This window comes from Paraburkholderia sp. GAS333 (genome assembly GCF_050435665.1).
Taxonomy (GTDB): Bacteria; Pseudomonadota; Gammaproteobacteria; order Burkholderiales; family Burkholderiaceae; genus Paraburkholderia; species Paraburkholderia fungorum_A.
This window is the reverse complement of sequence record NZ_JBNDKS010000011.1, coordinates 32740-53237: the sequence shown is the minus strand read 5'-3', so window position 1 is coordinate 53237 and position 20498 is coordinate 32740. Positions and strand designations below refer to the sequence as shown.

17 protein-coding genes and 1 riboswitch are annotated in these 20498 nt (G+C 59.6%); of the genes, 6 read left to right on the top strand and 11 right to left on the bottom strand.

The genetic code is table 11. The annotated features are described in order from the left end of the window. Nucleotides 1–15: 15 nt before the first annotated feature. The 6 genes from ABH945_RS33615 to ABH945_RS33590 all read right to left on the bottom strand — a co-directional run bounded on the left by ABH945_RS33615 (nt 16) and on the right by ABH945_RS33590 (nt 5305). Nucleotides 16–657, bottom strand: a complete 642-nt coding sequence (locus ABH945_RS33615) for an urea amidolyase associated protein UAAP2 (protein ID WP_074771647.1) — start codon at nt 655–657, stop codon at nt 16–18. Between the two features lie 16 nt (nt 658–673). Further along, a complete protein-coding gene (locus ABH945_RS33610) occupies nt 674–1378 on the bottom strand; it encodes an urea amidolyase associated protein UAAP1 (RefSeq protein WP_429253498.1) in 705 nt (234 codons plus the stop codon). A gap of 11 nt (nt 1379–1389) precedes the next feature. Beyond that, nucleotides 1390–2181: an ABC transporter ATP-binding protein gene (locus ABH945_RS33605; RefSeq protein ID WP_074771645.1), complete on the bottom strand. Its 792-nt coding sequence runs from the start codon at nt 2179–2181 to the stop codon at nt 1390–1392. After that, nucleotides 2178–2993 carry an ABC transporter permease gene (locus tag ABH945_RS33600; RefSeq protein ID WP_429253497.1) on the bottom strand — a complete coding sequence of 272 codons (816 nt, stop codon included), beginning with the start codon at nt 2991–2993 and terminating at the stop codon, nt 2178–2180. The genes ABH945_RS33605 and ABH945_RS33600 overlap by 4 nt, the downstream gene beginning before the upstream one ends. A gap of 43 nt (nt 2994–3036) precedes the next feature. Beyond that, nucleotides 3037–4104, bottom strand: coding sequence for a putative urea ABC transporter substrate-binding protein (locus ABH945_RS33595; RefSeq protein WP_074771643.1), 1068 nt, complete (start codon nt 4102–4104; stop codon nt 3037–3039). A 58-nt stretch (nt 4105–4162) separates the two neighbouring features. Beyond that, nucleotides 4163–4271, bottom strand: a riboswitch (guanidine-I (ykkC/yxkD leader). Between the two features lie 212 nt (nt 4272–4483). Next, nucleotides 4484–5305, bottom strand: coding sequence for a DUF4377 domain-containing protein (locus tag ABH945_RS33590; RefSeq protein WP_429253496.1), 822 nt, complete (start codon nt 5303–5305; stop codon nt 4484–4486). 198 nt (nt 5306–5503) lie between these two features. Here ABH945_RS33590 and ABH945_RS33585 point away from each other — a divergent pair, with 198 nt between their 5' ends. Both ABH945_RS33585 and ABH945_RS33580 read left to right on the top strand, forming a co-directional pair. Continuing rightward, nucleotides 5504–6682, top strand: coding sequence for an MFS transporter (locus ABH945_RS33585; protein WP_429253495.1), 1179 nt, complete (start codon nt 5504–5506; stop codon nt 6680–6682). A gap of 219 nt (nt 6683–6901) precedes the next feature. Then, nucleotides 6902–8668: a cytochrome c biogenesis protein DipZ gene (locus ABH945_RS33580; RefSeq protein WP_429253494.1), complete on the top strand. Its 1767-nt coding sequence runs from the start codon at nt 6902–6904 to the stop codon at nt 8666–8668. A gap of 56 nt (nt 8669–8724) precedes the next feature. Here the strand turns inward: ABH945_RS33580 and ABH945_RS33575 are convergent, their stop codons facing one another. Further along, nucleotides 8725–10416 carry an FAD-dependent oxidoreductase gene (locus ABH945_RS33575; protein ID WP_429253493.1) on the bottom strand — a complete coding sequence of 564 codons (1692 nt, stop codon included), beginning with the start codon at nt 10414–10416 and terminating at the stop codon, nt 8725–8727. 370 nt (nt 10417–10786) lie between these two features. Beyond that, the gene (locus ABH945_RS33570; protein ID WP_429253492.1) at nt 10787–11023 is read right to left on the bottom strand and encodes a DUF4148 domain-containing protein; all 237 of its coding nucleotides are present in this window, start codon (nt 11021–11023) and stop codon (nt 10787–10789) included. Nucleotides 11024–11439: 416 nt separating this feature from the next. Between ABH945_RS33570 and ABH945_RS33565 the strand changes: the two genes are divergently transcribed. Then, on the top strand, nt 11440–12708 hold the full coding sequence (locus ABH945_RS33565) for a condensation domain-containing protein (RefSeq protein ID WP_429253491.1): 1269 nt from the start codon (nt 11440–11442) through the stop codon (nt 12706–12708). A gap of 7 nt (nt 12709–12715) precedes the next feature. On the opposite strand, the gene ABH945_RS33560 is transcribed toward ABH945_RS33565, so the two are convergent. Next, entirely contained in the window at nt 12716–13924 is a 1209-nt protein-coding gene (locus ABH945_RS33560) for a cytochrome P450 (RefSeq protein WP_429253490.1), read from the bottom strand. A gap of 272 nt (nt 13925–14196) precedes the next feature. On the opposite strand from ABH945_RS33560, the gene ABH945_RS33555 reads away from it, so the two are divergent. Together ABH945_RS33555 and ABH945_RS33550 are read left to right on the top strand one after the other, a co-directional pair. Then, a complete protein-coding gene (locus tag ABH945_RS33555; protein ID WP_429253489.1) occupies nt 14197–15750 on the top strand; it encodes a methyl-accepting chemotaxis protein in 1554 nt (517 codons plus the stop codon). A 269-nt stretch (nt 15751–16019) separates the two neighbouring features. Then, nucleotides 16020–17111, top strand: a complete 1092-nt coding sequence (locus ABH945_RS33550) for an alpha/beta fold hydrolase (protein ID WP_429253488.1) — start codon at nt 16020–16022, stop codon at nt 17109–17111. A gap of 55 nt (nt 17112–17166) precedes the next feature. On the opposite strand, the gene ABH945_RS33545 is transcribed toward ABH945_RS33550, so the two are convergent. After that, nucleotides 17167–17472: an H-NS family nucleoid-associated regulatory protein gene (locus tag ABH945_RS33545; protein WP_429253487.1), complete on the bottom strand. Its 306-nt coding sequence runs from the start codon at nt 17470–17472 to the stop codon at nt 17167–17169. 168 nt (nt 17473–17640) lie between these two features. On the opposite strand from ABH945_RS33545, the gene ABH945_RS33540 reads away from it, so the two are divergent. Then, on the top strand, nt 17641–18267 hold the full coding sequence (locus tag ABH945_RS33540) for a TetR/AcrR family transcriptional regulator (protein ID WP_429253486.1): 627 nt from the start codon (nt 17641–17643) through the stop codon (nt 18265–18267). A 50-nt stretch (nt 18268–18317) separates the two neighbouring features. Here ABH945_RS33540 and gspD read toward each other — a convergent pair whose 3' ends face one another. Then, nucleotides 18318–20345: a type II secretion system secretin GspD gene (gene gspD, locus ABH945_RS33535; protein ID WP_429253485.1), complete on the bottom strand. Its 2028-nt coding sequence runs from the start codon at nt 20343–20345 to the stop codon at nt 18318–18320. Between the last annotated feature and the right edge of the window lie 153 nt (nt 20346–20498).

Below are 20498 nucleotides of genomic sequence, written 5' to 3'. Positions count from 1 at the left end.
AGTCGCGCAAGGTGCTCAGTTCCATATCAATAGCTCCGCCGGGGTCGGGTTGTACGCGTTGCACGGGTTGTTCAGTTGCGGGCAATTCGAGATCAGCACGATCACGTCCATCTCCGCGCGCATTTCCACATACTTGCCGGGTGCGGAAATGCCGTCTTCGAACGTCAGGCCGCCGCTCGCGGTAACCGGCACGTTCATGAAGAAATTGACGTTCGCGTTGATGTCGCGTTTCGTCAGACGTCCGTCGTGCGCGCAGGCACGCAGGTAGTTATCGCGGCAGCTATGCATGTAGCGCTTTTCCAGCGCATAACGCACGGTGTTGCTTTCCTGCGCGCATGCGCCGCCGAGCGTGTCGTGACGCCCACACGTATCGGCGACGATAGTCAGCATCGGGCGGCCGAGGTTCGAGTACAGCACGGTCCCGGTCGTCAGATAAAGGCTTTGTTGACGGCGTAAAGTGCGTTGCGCGTCGTAGCGCTCGCGCGGATCGGCGACGCTGTAGAACAGCGTATCGACGGCCTGGTTGCCTTCGAGGTCGTGAATGCGCAGTGTCTGGCCCGCTTTCACTTCCTTGAGCCACGGTTCGCCTGCGGCCAGCGTTTCACGAAAGATTGCGTCGGCGGGATTTCGGGTGCTTTCAGTGAGCGTTGTAGTCATGTGACGTGCGTCCCGTTCAGAGAAAGAAGCGTTCGGTGTTGATGAAGCCGCGCACGTTTTCGTCGCATGACGTGCGGCACAGTTCGGCGACCTGCGGGTCTGCTGCGCTCAACGCGAGCTTGACGGGCTTCGGGGCATATTCGGCAGATGGGTCGAGCGGATGCTGAATCGCGGTCAATACGATCAGCGTGTTCATTGGCGCGTACAGTTCGACGTAGTCGCCGGCCATCGAATTGCCCGGCACGAAATTGAGCGCGCCTGCTTCGGTGACGTCGACGCGGCTGAACAGGTTCAGCGTCATCAACAGATCGGGCAGCCCGAGTCCCCATTTGCCGAGTTCCACCAGCAGGTTGTCGGTGCCGTTGCGAAAGAACGCATTGCGCAGTTCCTGATAACGGCCCGCGCCGTATTTGTCGAAAACTTCTTCCGCATTCGACACGCCTGTGAGCGTGTCGTGCCAGCCGCATGTATCGGCGACGATGGCGGCGAGCACGCGGCCCATGTCCGAGTACAGGCAATGGCCTGCAGTGAGTTTGGCGGTGTGCTGGCACTTGAGCGTGTCGGGCAGATTGAGGCGTTCGCTTTTCTCGCTGGCGTTGACCATCATCACGCTGACGTTGGCGCCGCCGCGCAAATCGGTAATACGCAGCGATTGTCCGCGCTTGACGATCAGCGATGTGTGTCCGCCGCCAGGGACGTTTTCTTCCAGTAGCAGAGTCATATCGAGTCTCCTTATGCCGGGACCACGTCGGCGCGCGACGCGCCTTTCACCACGGCCTGTGCCATGTGAAGGGACGACGCACTGGCGCGGCTGTGGTCGAGTGGAATGTTGTAGGTAATGCGCGCACCGTAAGCGTGCGGCGCCTGCGGGTCCACGCGGACCTTGTCGAACACCAGCACACGGCTGCCGAGCGCAAAGCCTTCCTTCAGATCATGTGTGACCATGAAAATCGTCAGGCCGGTTTCGCGCCACAAATCGAGCAGCAGATCCTGCATGTCTTTGCGGATGCCGGGGTCGAGCGCGCCGAACGGTTCATCGAGCAGCAGCACGCGCGGCTTCATCACCAGCGCTTGCGCGATCGCCAGACGTTGCTGCATGCCGCCCGACAGTTGATGCGGATACTTGTCGAGCGCGGCACCGAGGCCCACGCGCTCCAGCATCGCGACAGCCTGGTCTTGCGCGGCGCGGCGGCGCGCACCGAACAGCCGTCCGGTGAATTTCGCGTGCGGCAGTTCGAGTCCGAGCAGCACGTTGCGCATCACGCTCAGATGCTCGAATACCGAATAGCGCTGAAACACCACGCCGCGATGCGCGTCCGGTTCACCCGGCAATGGCTGGCCGTCGAGCAGAATCTCGCCGCGCGTGACGCGTTCCTGACCAAGCAGCAGCCGCAGAAACGTCGACTTGCCGCAACCCGACGCGCCGACCATCGAACAGAACTCGCCTTGGGCAATGGTCAGGTTCAACCGTTCGAGCACGACCTGTTCGCCGTATTCTTTCCAGACGTTGCGAACTTCGATCATCGCGAGCCTCCGCCGTACCAGGGAAACGCCCATGTCGTCAGCCGCCGCAACGCTTCGTCCATCAGCCAGGCGAGCAGCGTGATCCACATGACGTAAGGCAGGATCACGTCCATCGCGAGATAACGGCGTACCAGGAAGATGCGGTAGCCGAGGCCGTCGATCGAAGCAATCGCTTCGGCGGCGATCAGGAACAGCCACGCGGAACACAACGACAGACGCAGCGCGACCAGCAGACGTGGCAACAGTTGCGGCACGATCACGCGCAGCATCAACGTCCAGCTCGTGGCACCGAGCGTTTGCGCTTTCACCCACAATTCATTCGGGATTTCGCGCGCGCGTTGCTGCAGATCGCGGATCATCATCGGTGTAATGCCGATCACGATCAGCACGACTTTCGACAGTTCGTCGAGCCCAAATACGATGAACAGAATCGGCAGCACCGCGAGCGGCGGGATCATCGACATCACGGTGATGAACGGCGATAACGTGGCCGTGACGAGCGGAATGCTGCCCGTCACCAGGCCGAATACCAGCGCAATCGCCGCGCTCACCACGAGCCCGATGCCGAGCCGCCGCAAACTTGAGACGGTGTCGACCCACAGCAGATGCTCGCCGGTGCGCTTGTCCTCGGTGAACGCGAACTGTTTGACCGCTTCGCTCATTTGCGTCGCGCTGGGCAGCAGTTTGTCGTCGGCGTTCGCCGCGAGCCGCAGCGACGAACCCGTGAAATAAACCGCTATCAGCACGATGAACGGCATGAGAAGAAGCATCAGCGCGCCGCTGCGCGTTGGGTGTCGGTTGATGAGTCGCATGGCTGACCGCCTCGTGATTCAGAAACGTTCCGGGAGCCGGCGATCAGAGCTTGCCGTCTGCAGCGAGGCGCACGTACGTCGGATCGAAACGCAGCTTCACATTGCTTTTGCTGCCGACAATGACGCCCTTGTCGAACGCCATGCCGACCGCGTTTGCATCAGGCGCACCTTGTCCGAGCAGACCGTGATCGAACGAGAACTTCGCCACGCGTGTCATGGTTTGCGGCAGCGTCGGGCTGGTCGCGAAATCGAGGGCGGCTTTCGGCGTGTAGAAGAGTGCGGTGGTCGAGAGCTGGCCCTTGAAGCCTGCGAGATCGGTGCCGGAGGCCTTCGCCATCGATGTCAACGCGGTTGTGCTGCCGGCATTGTTCGCGTGCATCAGCGCGACCATTTCGAACCATGCGCCGGTTAGCGCCTTGCCGAGTGCGGGGTTCTCCTGGAGCGTCTTCGTGTTGACGACCATCATGTCCATGATCTCGCCGGGAATCTTGCTCGAATCGAAAACTTCAGTGACGTTCGGCTTCGCTTTCAGATCGGCGAGCATGGGGTTCCACGTGACTGCATCTCTGACCGACGGTGTTTCGAATGCGGCGGAGATATCGGCGTCAGACGTATTGACGACCTTCAGGTCGCGCTCGCTCAGTCCCGCGGATTCCAGCGCGCGAGCCAGCAGATAGTGCGACACGGAGAACTGGACGAGGTTGACCGATTGACCCTTGAGGTCGGCCACTTTCTTGCCGTTGCCTTTGATCAGTACACCGTCGTTACCGTTCGAGTAGTCGCTGATGATCAGCGCGGTCGAATCGACGCCGCCGGTCGCGGGAATGGTCAGCGCGTCCATGTTGGTCATCGCGCAGCCGTCGAATTTGCCCGCCGTGTACTGGTTGATTGATTCGACGTAGTCGTTAAGTTGCACGACATCGACGTTGATGCCGTATTTCTTGGCCCACTTCGACACGATGCCCTGGGTTTTCGCTTCGCCCCACGGCATCCAGCCGGCGTAGATCGTCCAGCAGACCTTGAAGTCGGTGCGCCCGGCGGCGAATGTCGGAGTGGAGGCGAGAATGGAGAGAGCGGCGGCTGCGGCAGCGAACAGGCGGAACTTGCGCATGAGGTTGACCTCGAGATGGCGGGTTGACGACGGTAGGAGCGGCGCGACGAATCGCGTTCTCTCCCGGGCTTTTGTCCCGCCGTGTAACCTCGCCTGAGGTCGACAGCTCTCGGACCAGCATCCACGTCGCCGAGGCGATGCGGACCGGAACCCTAGCCGTCCATTGCAAATTGTGACTACTTAAACCGGTTGTTGCGCCGGCTCCTGCTTTTACAAAAAGCGAGAAGCGTGCCAGTGATGTGACGCCCATCTGGTGGGTGATTGCCGGTTTGACAGAGCACCGGCATGCGATCAGACGGCGTGTTCGCGCCCGCTTATGGTGCGCGATGGCACCTGTTGGGGCGCGAACCCGAAGAACGTGTGTCGCCCCGCGTGATGCTCATTGCTGAACCTTCTCCGACTCGACCACGAGGTCCAGCACATACGCAATGGACGATCCGTCAGCGGGCGGATTGGCGACGGTATAGCGCTTCACGCGCAGCACATTGCGGATGCCTGGTGTATGCGTATAGCCCTCGATATCCTGATTCAGCGGCTGCCATGCGCCGGGTGTTCCGCTCGGCAGGCCATGCTCGTCGTAATGAATTTCGCGCACCTGCAGGCACTGTTTGTCCGGCATCAATGGATGATTGCATGGCGTGGTTTGCGCGGCGACTTCAAGGAAAGCGGTTTCGCCGGGGCCGCCGAAGCGGGTTTGAGCCGTGGCCGTGCCGGTGAAGTTCAACGTGTCGCCCGAGGCCGTGACTAACTGAAGGTGTGGCGTGTTGCCTCCTGCCAGCATGCTGACGCTCGAGGTGCCTTGCAGGCGTTGCGAGATGGCGTTGTCGAGCGCGGCGAGGGCGGGCTCGCGGCAGGCCATCATGGTGCTCACCATCGAGCCAATTTGCAACTGGCCTTTCCTGATCGTGTAGCCGGCTCCCATGCTGTTGCAACTGTTGACTACATTCAACCGGTCGGGACTGAAGTCGAGTTGCACGGGTTTGTCTTCGCGGACGAACAAAGCGTCGATGCGGTTGCCGTTGCTGTCGGTCGCGTTGGTGAGTTGCCAGTGGTACTGGACGAGCTTGCTGCCGCCGGCCGCTGGCGACGCATTCGCCGGTGCGGTGGTTGTAGTTGTTGTCGAAGGGGCAGGGCCGGTCGCTTCGGGTGCCTGCGCACAGGCGGCAAGGGCGAGCGGCAGCAGGAGCAGGCGGAATTTCACGTCGTACCTCCGTTGAATGAGTGGGTAATAGAGGTGGCGTTTCGATGAACTCCTGATTGTATAGGACGTTGAATGACGGTTTGAATCACGTCGGCGCGACTGCGGGTGTTATCCCCGCAAGCATTTGAGCCCTGTTTTCCGGGCATAATATTTCATTCGACCATCGCGCGATCTTCACCCGATCATTCGGACTTCACCATGCGCCTATTCAACTCTCTGTTTGTGCTAATCGGCACCTTGTTCGCGGCGGGCGGGTACGGAGCGACGTTTTTCCTGTCGATGCATTTCAACTCGCTTGGCGGCAGCGATATCGACACTGGCCTGGCACTCGCGGAAGCCACGCTCGGCACACTCGTTGGTGTTCTGCTGGTCGGCTGGTTTGCACAGCGCATCGGGGCTGCGCGAACCATGGCGCTCGCGGCGTTGTGCATCGGCGCGGGGGTCACCGGTTTCGCGGTGATCAAACAAATCAGTCCGTTCAGCTTTTCCCCTGGTTTTCTGGTGGGTTTGGGTTGGGGCGCGTTCTGTCTGGCCGCGCCGATGTCGCTTGCCGAGCGCACCAGCGACGCCGAGCGCGGCGCGTGGTTCATGCGCTTCGGCACGGTGCAGATGGCCGGTATCGGCGGATGCCCGGCGGTCGCCGCATTCGCCATTCATTCGCTGCGCTGGCCGCTGACCAGCGTGCTGTTGGTGATCGGCGGATTGTGCGGAGTAGCCGCACTGTTGCTGGAAACCTTTGGCCGGATTTCGCCGCGTTCATCAGCGTTGCCTGCGTCGCCGGTACAGGAAAGATGGCTGCGCGAATTCGGCGCTATTTCCCGCACGCGCGCCGCGTATCCGATCGTCATGATCTCTCTGTGCGCGTGCGTTTTTTCCGGCCTGATGACTTTCCAGATGTCGCTCGTGCAAGGTACCGGTTTGCAGGCGGGCACGTTCTTCAGCGTCTATGCGGTCACGGTCGTGGCGGCGCGCTGGTTGCTTGCGCGCGTCGTGATCCGGCTTCATCGCGAGGTCGCAACAAAGGTGCTGCTCGTGATGATGCTGCTCGGCATCGCAGCGGTCTCGGCGGTGCCGTATAACGCGATGTTCCATCCGGCCAGCGCGATCCTGCTCGGAACCGGTTACGGGCTCGTCTATCCGACTATCCAGACCCAGGCGGTCAACGATTCCGCGGAAATGCACCGGCCGGCCGCGTTGACGTGGTTTGTCGTTGCGTACTTCATCGGCACCTTCGGCTTTCCGGCGATCGGCGGATGGGTACTGGTTCACATGGGCCGGGACGCACTGGTCGCGCTGATCGCCGCATGCGGACTCGCGGCGCTGATGCTGGCGATCATGCAGGACAGGCGCGGGGTCAAGTCGCTGTCGAAAGCGTGAATGCGGCGGCGGCCTATTAACTGGCGCGTAATAACGCCACGCATTTTGTATCCCCATGTATCTCCCGCTGCAACCGATACATAGCGTTGCACGCGCCGCGATTCGCGACATCACTGCGATACATGAGGGCGGTGGAATACAGCACATAGCTTGACGTGCCGTTGCCGCCCGGCGTTCGACGCCGGTCCGTCCACTGTCTACTGTTTCAACATCGACCTCATGTTACTCATCGTCATTGCATTCATGGGCGGCGTGTTCACCGTGCTGAGCCCGTGCATTCTGCCGGTCGTCCCGTTCGTTTTCGCGCGCTCCGACCGGCCGTTCGCAACCGACCGCCTCCCGCTGCTGCTCGGCCTCGCCGGCACCTTCGCCCTGGTGACGGGACTCGGCGCGGCCGGTCTGAGCGGCGCGGCGCAATTGAGCCAGTACGGCCGCTGGATCTCGCTCGCACTCTTCGCGCTGTTCGGCGCGGCGCTGCTGTTTCCGTCGATTGCCACGCGTCTCTCGCGTCCGCTGTCGGCGCTTGCCGAGCGCTTCGTCACCCATTCGCAAGACCAGCGCACGACGCGCCGGATCGGCGCAGCGGTCCTGCTCGGTGCCGCGACGGGCTTGCTGTGGGCACCGTGTGCGGGACCGGTTCTCGGCCTGATCCTGACCGGCGCCGCGTTGCATGGCGCGACCTGGCAGACCGGCGCGGCGCTCGCCGCCTATGCGCTGGGTGCCGCGTGTTCGCTGGCGGTGGTGTCGGGTCTCGGCAAACGTTCGCTGGATTTTCTCAAGCGCTCGTTCGGCATCGGCGAAGGAGTGCGTCGCGCGATGGGCGCGCTCGTGCTGCTCACGGTCGCGGCGATTTCGCTGGGTGTCGACACGCAGATTCTCGCGCATGTGCCAGGCGCGCCGACGAATGGAATCGAGAGCCGGCTGGTCGGTTTGCTCGAATCGAACGAGCCGGCGTTGAGGGCGCGGCCCGCATCGCCGATCATGCGCGTGTCGCTGAGCGCTTCCCATGCGGATGCGTTGCCGGTTCAGGGCCGCCTGCCATCGTTCGACGGCGCGACGACCTGGCTGAACAGCGCGCCGCTTTCCCGCGATGCGTTGCGCGGCAAAGTGGTGGTGGTCAACTTCTGGACTTACTCGTGCATCAACTGTCTGCGCACGTTGCCGTATCTGAAGACATGGGCGGATCGTTATCGCGATGACGGTCTCGTCGTGGTCGGCGTGCACACACCCGAGTTCGGCTTCGAGCACGACACGGCGAACGTGCGCCGCGCGCTGGACGATCTGAAAATCCACTACCCGGTCGCGGTCGATAACGACTACCGGATCTGGCAGGCGTTCGGCAATCAGTACTGGCCCGCGTTCTATATCGTCGATGCGCAAGGCCGTATCCGGTATCAGCACTTCGGCGAAGGCAACTACCGCGAAGCGGAGGAGGCAATCCAGCAACTGCTGGCGGACAACGGCCGTGCGATGCCTGCTGTCGATCCGAAGCCGGTGCTGGCGAACGGTTCGCAAGCGGCGGCTGATCCGTCGGACATCGGCTCAGACGAGACGTATGTGGGTTACCGGCAGGCGCAGGGTTTTGCGTCGCCACAAGCTGTGCAGTCCGATAACGCAGCGGCTTACACGTTGCCCACGCAATTGTCGTTGAATAGCTGGGCGCTTTCGGGGCAGTGGAACATCGGCGGCGAATTCGCGGAGCCAACCGCGCAACATGGACGCATCGCCTATCGTTTCCACGCACGCGATCTGCATCTGGTGCTCGCTCCGGCAACGGATGGCAAGCCGGTGCGATTCAGGATCACGATTGACGGAGCGCCGCCCGGAGCCGCGCACGGCGAGGACGTCGCGAGCGACGGCACGGGTACGGTGACGAGTGCGCGTTTGTATCAACTGGTGCGTCAGCGTGGTGAGGTGGCCGACAGGACGTTCGAAATCGAATTCCTCGATCCGGGCGCGAAGGTATTCAGCTTTACGTTTGGTTAAGAGAACTGTGGGTGGCGCTGCAAAAAACATGTACTTATGCCGCGCCACCTCGACCCTCAAGCCGTATTCGCCGACGACGACAAAAACTGATGAATCTCGGACACGACCGCCGCGCCATCGCCGACAGCAGCAGCCACGCGTTTAGCCGACGCCGCGCGCGTATCGCCAATAGCGAACACGCCGGGCACGTTGGTCTGCAACGCGAAGCACGCGGTTTCAGGCAATACGCCCGACGTGTAGCCCGTTTTGACAAAACCCTTTTCGTCGATCTCGACGCTGCAATCATGCAGCCACTGCGTATTGGGAGCGGCTCCGGTGAACAGGAAGAGATGCCGCGTTTCGATGCACTGCTCACCGCCGGGTGTCTCGCAGACGACGGAGTCGAGTCCCCATTGATCGCGTGTCACGGCTGTGACGACTGTTTGCGCGTGCAGCACCACATTGTCGAGCGATGCAATCCGGTCGATCAGATACCGCGACATGCTCCTGGCGAGATCGGCGCCGCGAATCAGCAGATGCACGCGGCTCGCATGCGACGCGAGAAATACCGCAGCCTGTCCCGCGGAATTGCCACCGCCTATGAGCACCACCTCGGTTCCCCGACACAAACGGCCTTCAACAGACGACGCCCAGTAGTGGACGCCGCAGCCGTTCACTTCATCGAGCCCGGCGATGGCGGGCCGTCGATATGCCGCGCCCGTTGCAATGACGACGGTATGGGCGGCGATGCGCTGCCCGTCTTCGAGCACCAGTTGACGCGGCGTCTGTGCGCAGTCGAGCGTGCGGACGCGGGCGGGCATGATGATCTCCGCACCGAATTTCACTGCCTGCACGAACGCGTTGGCCGCCAGTTCGTGACCCGATACGCCGGTCGGAAAGCCGAGATAGTTTTCGATGCGGGCGCTTGCGCCGGCTTGTCCGCCCGGGCCGTGTCCGTCGAAGACAATGACTGACAGGCCTTCAGATGCGGCGTAAACCGCTGCAGCGAGTCCTGCTGGTCCTGCGCCGACCACGGCGACGTCATACGTGCGGGCCGTGTCGATTTTCAGCAGGATGCCGAGCCTGGCGGCTAATTCACGCGGGCTCGGTTGACGCAGCAAGGTGCCGTCCGCGAGCATCACGACGGGGTACTCGTTGGCCCATCCGTCCAGACTGTCGAGAAGCAGGCGTGCTTCAGTATCGGCTTCAGGATCGACCACCGAATACGGATGACTCAGCCGATGTAGCAATCCTTCGAGCGCGATCAGATTCATGTCGCTTGCGGGTCCGATCAGCACCGGTCCGCCGCCGTCCTGTATCAGGCCGAAACGACGCAGCATGATGGACCGCATGATCGTTTCGCCGATCTGCGCCTCGGCCACCAGCATCGTGCGAATCTGCTCCGGCGGGATCATCAGCGCTTCGACGTCGGTTAGCGCGAGGCCGTCTGCGAGCGCGGGTTTGCCGGTCAGTTGAGCCACTTCGCCGAGAAACTGTCCGTCGCTCAATTCGGCGATGATCCGCGAGCGGCCCAGGCCATCGCGCCGCGTCAGCCTCGCTTGTCCGCTGATTAGCACGCGCATGCCGAGACCGGCTTGACCCGTGCGAAACATCGCGTCGCCTGCGCGCCAATGTTCGATCGTGCCGAAGCGCCGCATTCTGTCGATCTGCGCAGCGTCGAAGCGCGGATAGAGATGATCGCGGGATGCGCCCTGCAACGCAGGAAAGCGCGGCGCCGATGCGTGTTTGCTGCCTGAGTCGGGAGTCATCGGGTACCTTTGCTTGCTTGCACGTCGGTTGAATTCGCTGCGGGCCGCTTCTCTTTGCGCAGGCCCGCGTGCTTCCGCACGGCGAGACCGTCCCTTCATCTGGGAGCGCTTCGACTTGAAAGAAGATCTCGTGCGAATGAGTCGGCAAGAGTCGACAAAGCGTCGACGGATGTCCCGAGATAGACGGTAGAGGCCGCAGGAATCGCTGCCGGATATGATGCCGTTCGCCGGTTTCGTGGTCAATACAGACGAAGGTATTGGTCGCCGCGGGACGGCGGTAGAAACATTGAATGACGATTTGTCAGTGATACGGACCGGGCAATGCTGCTATGAGATCGCCCGATCCTGGCACTACGGGTAAAAACAGAGATCAACTACCTTGATAGAGCTTGTTGAGCGCCGCAAGCTGGCCGTCCTGTTGTGCGCGCGCCAGTTCCTGACGGACTTCGGCGCGTGTCTTCGCATGCACAGCGGCCTGAGACGGGACCCATTGCGACGTTTGTTGAGCGTTGGAACTCGCGACATTTGCATCGACGGGACTGGATGCAAAAGCGGAGGCAGTCGTTACACACGCAGCGAAGGTCAAAGCGATCATCGAGACTTTCATTTTCATACTCCTTAATCAATTCGAGGGGAAAGAATCCGTCCGGGCATCCAATGTCTGACTGAGTGGGATTCCGTCGTTGGATGCATTAAAACTCGCGGAAGTATCTGGCCTGTGTCTGCGCAAAGGGATATTGCAATGCTGTGTATTCACGTAGACCATATACACAGAGAGACACAAATCCGTCCCGTCGATCAACGCGAAATGGCCGGATACACAAGGTTGCAAAAGCCATTTTTGCGGACACAAACGGGATACATGGGGATGCTGCAATGCCATATGCGTTGGTCGTTGTCGCGACGCAGCGCAGATCACGAATAGCCGGCCGATGCATCGACGCGTACCCAAAATCGGGCATTGCGTGAATGCGATTCACGGCTCCATACGAACAGGCAGTTATCCCATCCCGGAGTACCGTAGTGCAAATTCATCTACAGGAAATAGACGGCGTCAACGAAGACGATCAGACACGCGTACGCGATCTCGGTAGTACAGAACACCTGTTCTGGCTACTCGATCAAAACCGTCCGACGCACTTCGCGATGGTCGCCGAGATCGACCAGGTTTTTTCGCGCGAAGCATGGCAACGCGCCTTCCGTGCAGCGCAAAGAAGGCACCCGCTGCTGTCGACTTATATCGGCAGTGACGAGCGGATGAATACCGCGTTCTATGGTCAGCCAGACGCAGAGGTTCCGTTGCGCCTGGTCGAACGGAGCGCAACGTCATGGCAAGCAGAAGTTGCGCGAGAAATCGCCACTCCTTTCGACTGGTCGCTCGCTCCATTGCTGCGTGCAACGATATTGCAGGGTGAGCAGGGCTCGACATTGATTCTGGCTGCGCATCATTCGGTCCTGGACGGAATGGGAGGCGCGTATCTGATCGAAGATCTATTGCTCGCGCTAACGGGCGAGTCGCGCTCCTCATTGCAACTGGTTCATTCGTTAGAAGATGTCCTGGCAAGCGATATGAAGTCTGCTGTCGATTTGCCTCCCGCGCCATTGGCTCCTATGCCCAAGCCATTTCGCGCAGGCGGCACAGAGACGCCGCAGATCGACGCGCTCGCTCTCACCGCGCAGTTGACGCAGCAACTCATCGCGCGAGCCCGTATCGAACAAACGACAGTGCACGGCGCAATGGCGGCTGCAGTGAATGAAGCGGGGCGTCGTCTGTCGCCTGAATGGCGCGCGCGGCCGGTGCGAACCGTGACGCCAATCGACGTGCGTTACCTCGCCGATGAAGTGGGCACCGCTAACGGCGTGTATATCACGCAGACCATAACGGTCGCCGATCATATCGACAGCAGGTCGTTCTGGCATGCGGCCCGCAAGATCAAACGGGATCTCGCGCCGTCGCAAGCACGCGCTACCGTGGCGGCAGAACTCAAAGCGCTGAACGCCGCGATGTCGGCGAGACCGAGCGTGCAGCACGCGGCGGGTTTTCTGTCGGCGGTGCTGGCCTTCGACGTTCTATTGTCGAACCTGGGTAATCAACCGATCGCTTCGTCGTACAACGGTTTGACGCTGAAAGCGCTATGGGGACCCATCGTCACGTCGGGTTTCGCGGATGACCAGATTATCGGTCTATGTACTATCGACGGCGTGCTCCGTCTTACGCATGTGAGCTTTGCCGCGTTGCCCGGACTTCTCGATGAAGTCCGGGCAGTTCTCGAAGCTGCCGTGACCGCCTGAAGGAAGTTTAAGTCGCTGCGGTATTGATCCGCAGCGACTGCACGCCGCGCAGATTATTGCGCGGATGCCATTTCAACTGATCCAGATCGACCGGTTGCATATCAGGAAAGCGATCGAGAAGATCGGCAATGGCCACTTCCATTTCAAGCTGTGCCAGCCGCGCTCCGAGACAATAGTGAATGCCGCCGCCGAATGCGAGCGACGGCACGTTGTCGCCGCGATCGAAAACAAGTTGATCAGGATGCGAGAACACAGCTGGATCGCGATTCGCCGCGCCGATCAACATGAACACAATCGTGCCGGGCGCAAGCGTCACATCGTGAATAACGACTTCTTCGAGCGCCGTGCGTACCACCATCTGTATCGACGTGTCGTAACGCATGCATTCGACGACCGCCTTCGGGATCGACGCGAGGTCGCGCTTGAGTGCATCGAGTTGAACTGGTTGACGAAACAGCGCGACCATTGAATTGCCGATCATGTTCGATGTCGTTTCATGTCCCGCAATGAACAACAGAATCACATTCGAAACGATCTCGTCGTCGCTGAGCGTAGCGCCTTCGTCTTCGACGCTGGTCAGCGAAGAAATGATGTCGTCGCCCGGAGTAATGCGGCGCTGCTCGACCACCTTCTGAAAATATCGTTCGAGCGTAAGCGCGGCTTCGTTTGCGGAGGCCAGTGAGGTTTCGTCGAGCGGTGCGAGATCGAACGCAGCGACGAGACGGCTGGCCGCAATGCCTAGTTCGTTGCCATGCGAAGACGGAATATCCAGCAGACGACAGATGATATCCACCGGCAACGGCAGCGCGTAATCGCTTATCAAATCGAATTCGGACGCGTTGCCGATCCGGTCGAGAAGATCGCGACTCGTCATCGCTACCACGTCTCTGAGCTTTTCAATTTGTCGCGCGTTGAAAGCCTTCATGAGAAGCGTGCGTAACTTCGTATGAGCGGGCGGATTCATCATCAGAAAGGTGCGGCTCAGTGCCTGAAATACGGGGTACTGGGTTGCGGCTTCGCCATAACGTGCGCGTACGCTTTGGAGATAGGTTTTGCCCATGCGCCGGTCACGCAGCAATGTATCGATGATTTCAAACCGGCCGGTGACCATTGCGTTGGGGCCTACTGGCAGCAGCGCGCCGGCTTCGCGCACTTTTTCATAGAGCGGATAAGGGTTGGCGAAAAAATCGGGGGACGAGAAATTAGCGAAGTTCATCGGACAATCACATTCCTGTAAGACAGTTGACGGATGGCGAAACCGGTTGCAACTGCCATAACACCTGACAGGCCGGTCTATTCCATTACCGGCGAAATATTTCGATTGCGGAATCACCCGTTTAACAGCCTTAAGTTTCATCGTCTGCAAGCCGTAAACCAGTATGGAGATTTATAGCTGGCGCTTACGGACTTCGCTCCGGCAGCCTTATTGCCCGTTACAAGATTCCAATATCCATGGGACGCCGACGGGAATCACACTTTCCTGACATCATGTTCAAGAACATTACGATTCGCGCCCGCCTTGCGCTGGCGATGAGCTTTCTCGGTTTGCTGCTGATTGTTGGCGGGGCAATGGGCATTGGCGGTGTCCTGATGAGTAACGACAACGTCAAGAGCCTTTACTCGAATCAGCTCGGTTCGTCGGTTGCACTCGGCGACGCCAGCGTGGCGCTGGCGAGAACGCGTCTGTGGCTGTTCCGTATCGCTATCGACCCAGGCGCATCCAGCGTTCCTCAATATGCGCAGAATGCCCGCGCGTTGCTCGATCGCTCGAAGAAGAGTTGGGCTGCTTATCGCGCATTGCCGTTCGCGGATGCCGACGAAGAACGCCAGGCCAACGAGTTGACTCAGAAACTCGAAAGCCTCGTCACGGTCGGCCTCGATCCGATTTTTCAGGCTGTCAGCAGCGGTGACGCGACCCGGATCAGGGACGCCGTGCTCAATGCGTCGTCGGCGCAATACATCGACGTGACCGCCGGTATCGACGCGTTGCAGGCGAAGCAGGCGAAAGTGGCGCGCGAGATTTATCTGCAGGCGCAAACGCGCTTTCAGTGGTTCGTCGGCATTGCATTGGCAGGCATCGCTTTCGCGCTGGCTGCCGCCGCGCTTGCATGGCGCTCGCTGCAACGCGCGATCGGCCAGCCGCTCGAAGAAGCGCTCACGCATTTCACGGCCATTGCCAACGGCGATCTGACCACGCGAGTCGAGGTCCGCTCGCAGGACGAGATGGGGCAGTTGATGAGCGGCCTGCAAACCATGCAGGGCAAGCTGATTGAAACCATCAGCGTGGTCCGGGAGAATGCGGGCAACATCAATACGGCTGCGCAGGAAATCGCGGCTGGCAATACCGATCTGTCGCAACGCACCGAGCAGCAGGCGGCGTCGCTCGAAGAAACGGCTTCGAGCATGGAGCAATTGACCGCGACCGTTCGCCAGAATGCGGACAACGCGAAGCAGGCGACCTTGCTGGCCGGCACCGCTTCCGATACGGCGCAGCGCGGCGGCGATGTGGTCGGACGCGTGGTCGGCACGATGAATGAAATCTCGGAAAGCTCCGCCAATATGGCCGAGATCATCAGCGTGATCGAAGGCATTGCATTCCAGACCAATATTCTGGCGCTGAATGCGGCCGTCGAAGCCGCGCGCGCGGGCGAGCAGGGCCGTGGATTCGCGGTGGTGGCGTCCGAAGTGCGGGTGCTGGCTCAGCGCGTTGCAACGGCTGCGGGTGAAATTCGCGGACTTATCGGCGAAGCGGTGTCACGTGTCGACACCGGCTCGAAGCTGGTTCAGGAGGCCGGCGGAACGATCGAAGAAATCGTCGGCGCGGTGAAGCGGGTGAACGATATCCTGCAGGAAATTGCATCGGCTTCGGAAGAGCAGAGCACGGGTATCGGCCAGGTCAACACGGCCGTCAATCAGATGGACCAGGTGACCCAGCAGAATGCGGCGCTTGTCGAGGAGGCCTCGGCGGCGGCGCACTCGATGGCGACTCAGGCGCAGGGGCTGCGCGATGTGGTCTCGGTTTTCAAGGTCGGCGTCCGCTAATTTCGATCTCATGGATCTGTCCGGCGGACGTGTCGAATGCGAACGGCCCGTTGTTTCGTTGCGCGAGCAGGCGACGCAAATTTGCGTTGCGGCTCGCGCTTTATTTTTTGCGCTAGCGATTGCTGGTTAAAAAAGCGCGCATCACGTTATCGAATAACGTATTCGCCGCCGCAATGGTCTCGCTAAGTGTGATGCAATGTGCAGCGCGCTTCATCGAATGACATAGCGCTTTCCATCGACCACTTCCCAACACGGGCCCAAAAAGGAACATGCTTAAATCCAGATTGCTGCAAGCGGCTTTCGGTCTTTGCATCGCGGCGGCCGCCGGTATCGACACCGCTTATGCAAGCGAAGCCGCCCAGTCCGCCGCACCGGAACAGTCGGCTGACTTCGTCGCGCACGACTTCCAGTTTTCCGACGGTACGGTGTTGCCGGACGTGCGCATTCACTATGTGACGATCGGTACGCCGCATCGGGATGCACATGGCCGTATCGACAATGCGGTGTTGCTGATGCATGGCACGACCAGCAGCAGCCAGGAATTCCTGACGCCGCTCATGCGCCGCGAGCTTTACGCACCTGGCCAACCGCTCGACGCGCAACGCTATTTCGTCGTGATCCCCGATGGTCTGGGGCGCGGCGGTTCCAGCAAGCCGAGCGACGGCCTGCGCACGCGCTTTCCGCGCTATGGCTACACCGACGTAGTGGAAGCCAACCACCAATTGCTGGTCGACGGATTGCACGTGACGCACTTACGGCTGGTGCTCGGCGTTTCGATGGGCGGCATGCAAACGTGGATGTGGGGCGAGCGCTATCCCGACATGGCCGACGCGCTGATGCCCGTGGTGAGTCAGCCGATTGCCATTGCCGGGCGCAACTGGCTATGGCGGCAGATGGTGATCGGCGCGATCCGCAACGATCCCGACTGGCACAACGGCGACTACGCGGCCGAGCCGGTTCAATGGCTTCGCGTGATGCCGCTGTTCGCCGTGCTCACCGGCAATCCGGCCCGTTTGCAGGCGCAGGCGCCGGATCGCAAGACCGCCACCGACCTCTATGACAATCTGGTCGAGCAGGCCCGCAAAAGCGACGCCAACGACGTGCTGTACTGGTTCGATTCGTCGTATGACTACAACCCGACCGCGCAATTGAACCGGATTCGCGCGCGCGTGCTTGCCGTCAATTTCGACGACGACCTGCTTAATGCCGTCGATCTCGATGTGATGCAGCGCCTGATACCGGCCGTCGCAAATGGACGGTTCGTCGAAGTGCCGGAAACGGCGCATTCGTATGGGCATCAGACACAGACTCACCCCGAAGTCTGGAAGCAGTATGTGAGCGAGTTACTGGCTCAACATTGAGCTAATGCGGCTTTAATGGATCGTGTAGCGCTCACATTTAAATGTGACGCTACTTTTAAGCCGCTTTCTTTGATCGCTCGATTAAAAAATCGGCATAGTCGCGATTTTTAATCCACGAAGGCGCCCGCCCGCGACCGCTCCAGGTCGCCCCGCTTACCGGGTCCCGATATTTCATCGTGACAGGCCTGGTGTTATAGGAACCGCGCCGGTCCACCCGTAACTCATTCGGGACGAGCTTGAAAAAGTTCATGACCTGGCGAATATGTTCGATTGCCGCATGCTGCTCGTCCCGCCATGCGGATTCAATCTGCTTATCGAGTTGTGCGAGTTGCTGCTTAAGCGTCGCAATCCGGCTGCTCATGCTGTCTTTTCCGTATTACACGACCGGGCCTTTTACGCAGCGGTCGTTTCGTTCAAGAGAATGCGGTAGCACGTTGATGCGCTCCCACTTCACATATCAAGTGAAATATGAAATGAAGTCGTAATAATATCAGTTGAAATTTAGATTTCAACTGATATTCTGCGCTTCATGAATTCATCGACCAAACCTCCACGGCTGACTCGCGAAGAAAGCCGGCTACAAACTCGCGGCCATCTTCTCGATGCGGCGAAGCGTTTGTTCGTACGGAAGGGGTTCGGCGCCACGTCGCTTCGGGATATCGCGACGGAAGCCGGTTATTCGCAAGGCGGCTTTTATTCGAATTTCGCCGATAAGGAAACGTTGTTTCTCGAGTTGATGCGGCAGCGGGCGAGTTCGGAGGTGTCGGGGCTGGCGCACCTGCTGGGAAACTCGAAGGCGTCCACGGACGACATTCTGAACACGCTGGATGTCTGGTCGCAATCGCTGGACAGCGACCCCGACTGGTCGGTCCTGGCGGTTGAGCTGGAGCTTCACGCGAGCCGCAATCCCGCGTTTGCGGTGGCGTCTCAGGCACTGTGGAGCGCGCATCGCGAAGGGCTGGCGAGGTTCTTCGAGCAGCTTTTCGCGCGGCTGGGGCGGGTGCCCCCGGAGTCGCCGGCGTTACTGGCGACTTCGTTCATGGGGCTGGCGCATGGGTTGGCGTTACAGCGGTCGGCGGTCGCCAACGTGCCGGTCGGGCGAATGATGATGGTGTTCTTGCGCGGTTTGGTGGCGTCGGCCGAGCGGGTGGGGTGAGGCCGCGCTAACGGGGGCGGCCTCATGCGTCACAACGGAAAAGCGGTCATTCACTGCGCGTTGCTGATGGCATTGCCATCGAGCTTGTGCTCCATATGCGTCAGGTCGAACACGTTTGCCGCGCCGTCTTGCTGATTGCCGCTTTCCGGTGGCGGAACGGGTAGCGTATCGTCCTTTTCCGTCCAGTTGTCCGATTTATAGTTGAGCGATTTTCCGCGGATATATCCATACCTGTCCGACGAGATCGCTTTCAAGGTGGACGCGTCTTTTATAATCACGGGCCGTAAAAAGACCAGTAAGTTTGTCTTCACTCTGCTCTTCGTTTCATTCCTGAAGAGATAGCCCAACAAGGGTACTTTCGAGATCCACGGTAGCCGGCTATTCGCATTGTCATAGGCGTCGCTGATTAACCCGCCCAGTACGACGATCTGACCATCGTCGGCGAGGATCGTGGACTGCAGCGAGCGCTTGTTAATACTGGATCCACCGGCGTTGTCGGCCGATCCGCTAATGACACTCGAGTCTTCCTGGTAAAGCTGTAATTTGATTGTTCCGCCCTGATTGATCTGCGGTTTCACGTCCAGCATGACCCCGACATCCTGCCGATCATAAGTATTGAATGCGGACGCAGACGAGGAGCTGGTACTGGCGGTTGAATATGTACCGGTCTCAACGGGAATGTTGGTGCCGACTAGTATTCGCGCTTCGTGATTGTCGAGCGTAACCAGACTCGGCGTGGATAAAATGTTGACGTCGGAACTCGTCTGTAACGCCTGAAACAGACCCTTGGTACCCAGAATATTTCCGAAGCCCGCGACTATTCCCACATTGGTCGTCGTTTCGGCCACGCTCGCGAGACCCGCTGTGGTCAGCCACTGAATACCGAATTGCCCGGTTTTATCCGACGACACTTCCATGATCAGCGATTCGATATAGACCTGAACCTTGCGTTGATCCAGCCGGGCGATAACCGTGCTGAGATTCCTGAAGACGGGTTCGGAGGCGGTAATGATCAATGAATTGGTCGAGACGTCGGCGACGACTTCTCCGCTCCCTTTATCGCCGTCCTGGTCGCCGGAACCCGACGCCGGGCTTCCGGCGGTGTTGCCGGTAAGAGGCGAAGCGCCTCCCGATGCGGACGATGAAGTACTTGAGCTACCCGATGTTCCGCTGCCGGAACTGGGTAATGGAGGCAGCGAGCCGTCGCTATCCGAAAACTTGGACGCGCTTTGACCGCTGCCTTTGGTTTGCGTGCTGGTGTCTTTCGAATCGGTTGAACTCGACAGGCCCAATATCTTGCGAAGCGTTTTTGCCAGGTCGGTGGCATCGGCATTTCGCAGACTGACGATGTGGATATTCCCCGGGGTTCGAGCGGGGGTATCGAGTTTTATCACAAGCGCTTCCGCCTCGTTCAAGCGGGAGGCTTCATTCGAGCGAAGCACGATCGAATTGGTGCGCGGGTCCGCTGCTACGGTTACTTTCTGTGTCGGATCCGATTCGCCGATAGCACCTAAATCCAGCAGCTTTTGAAGTTGCGGAACGAGGGTGGGGGCATCGGCGAAATTGAGTTGTACCACGTCGATATGGGATTGGGACGCGGCGTCGATGCCGGCGATAACCGCCGCTATTCTACGGATATTGTCCGCATAATCGGTCACGACAATCGTGTTATTACCCGAATATGCGTTGATGGTGTTATTGGGCGAGATTAATGGGCGGAGTATCGGCAATAGGCTATTGGCAGATTCCCTGCGCAGCTGAAATACCTGCGTAACGACCTGATCGCCTTTGGCAACAGGGTTATTTCCAACATACGTCGACACGCCCTGTAGTTTTGCGTCCGCTTCCGGCACAATCTTGAATACGCCATGATCCTGTAATAAAGAGAAGCCCTGCATACGTAATGCCGATTGCAGTGTTTTGATCGCTACGTCTTCAGACACGGGATTTTCCGATGTCAGATTAAGAACGCCTTTCACGCGAGGGTCGACGATGATGGTTTTTCCCGTGGCCGCTCCGATTGCGCGCGCCACCTGCGTGATGTCCGCATCTGCAAAATTCATCGTGACATTGGCCATGGACAATCGTGAGCAAAGCAACAGCGATGTACACACGAAAGACGAAAGTACTCGATGGAAAGATTGTCGTGTCATTTAATTTGATTGCCGCATAGCCGATAATTCGCCGTGTAATTTTTCTGACATAATTCCGACGATATTTATTTACCGGGC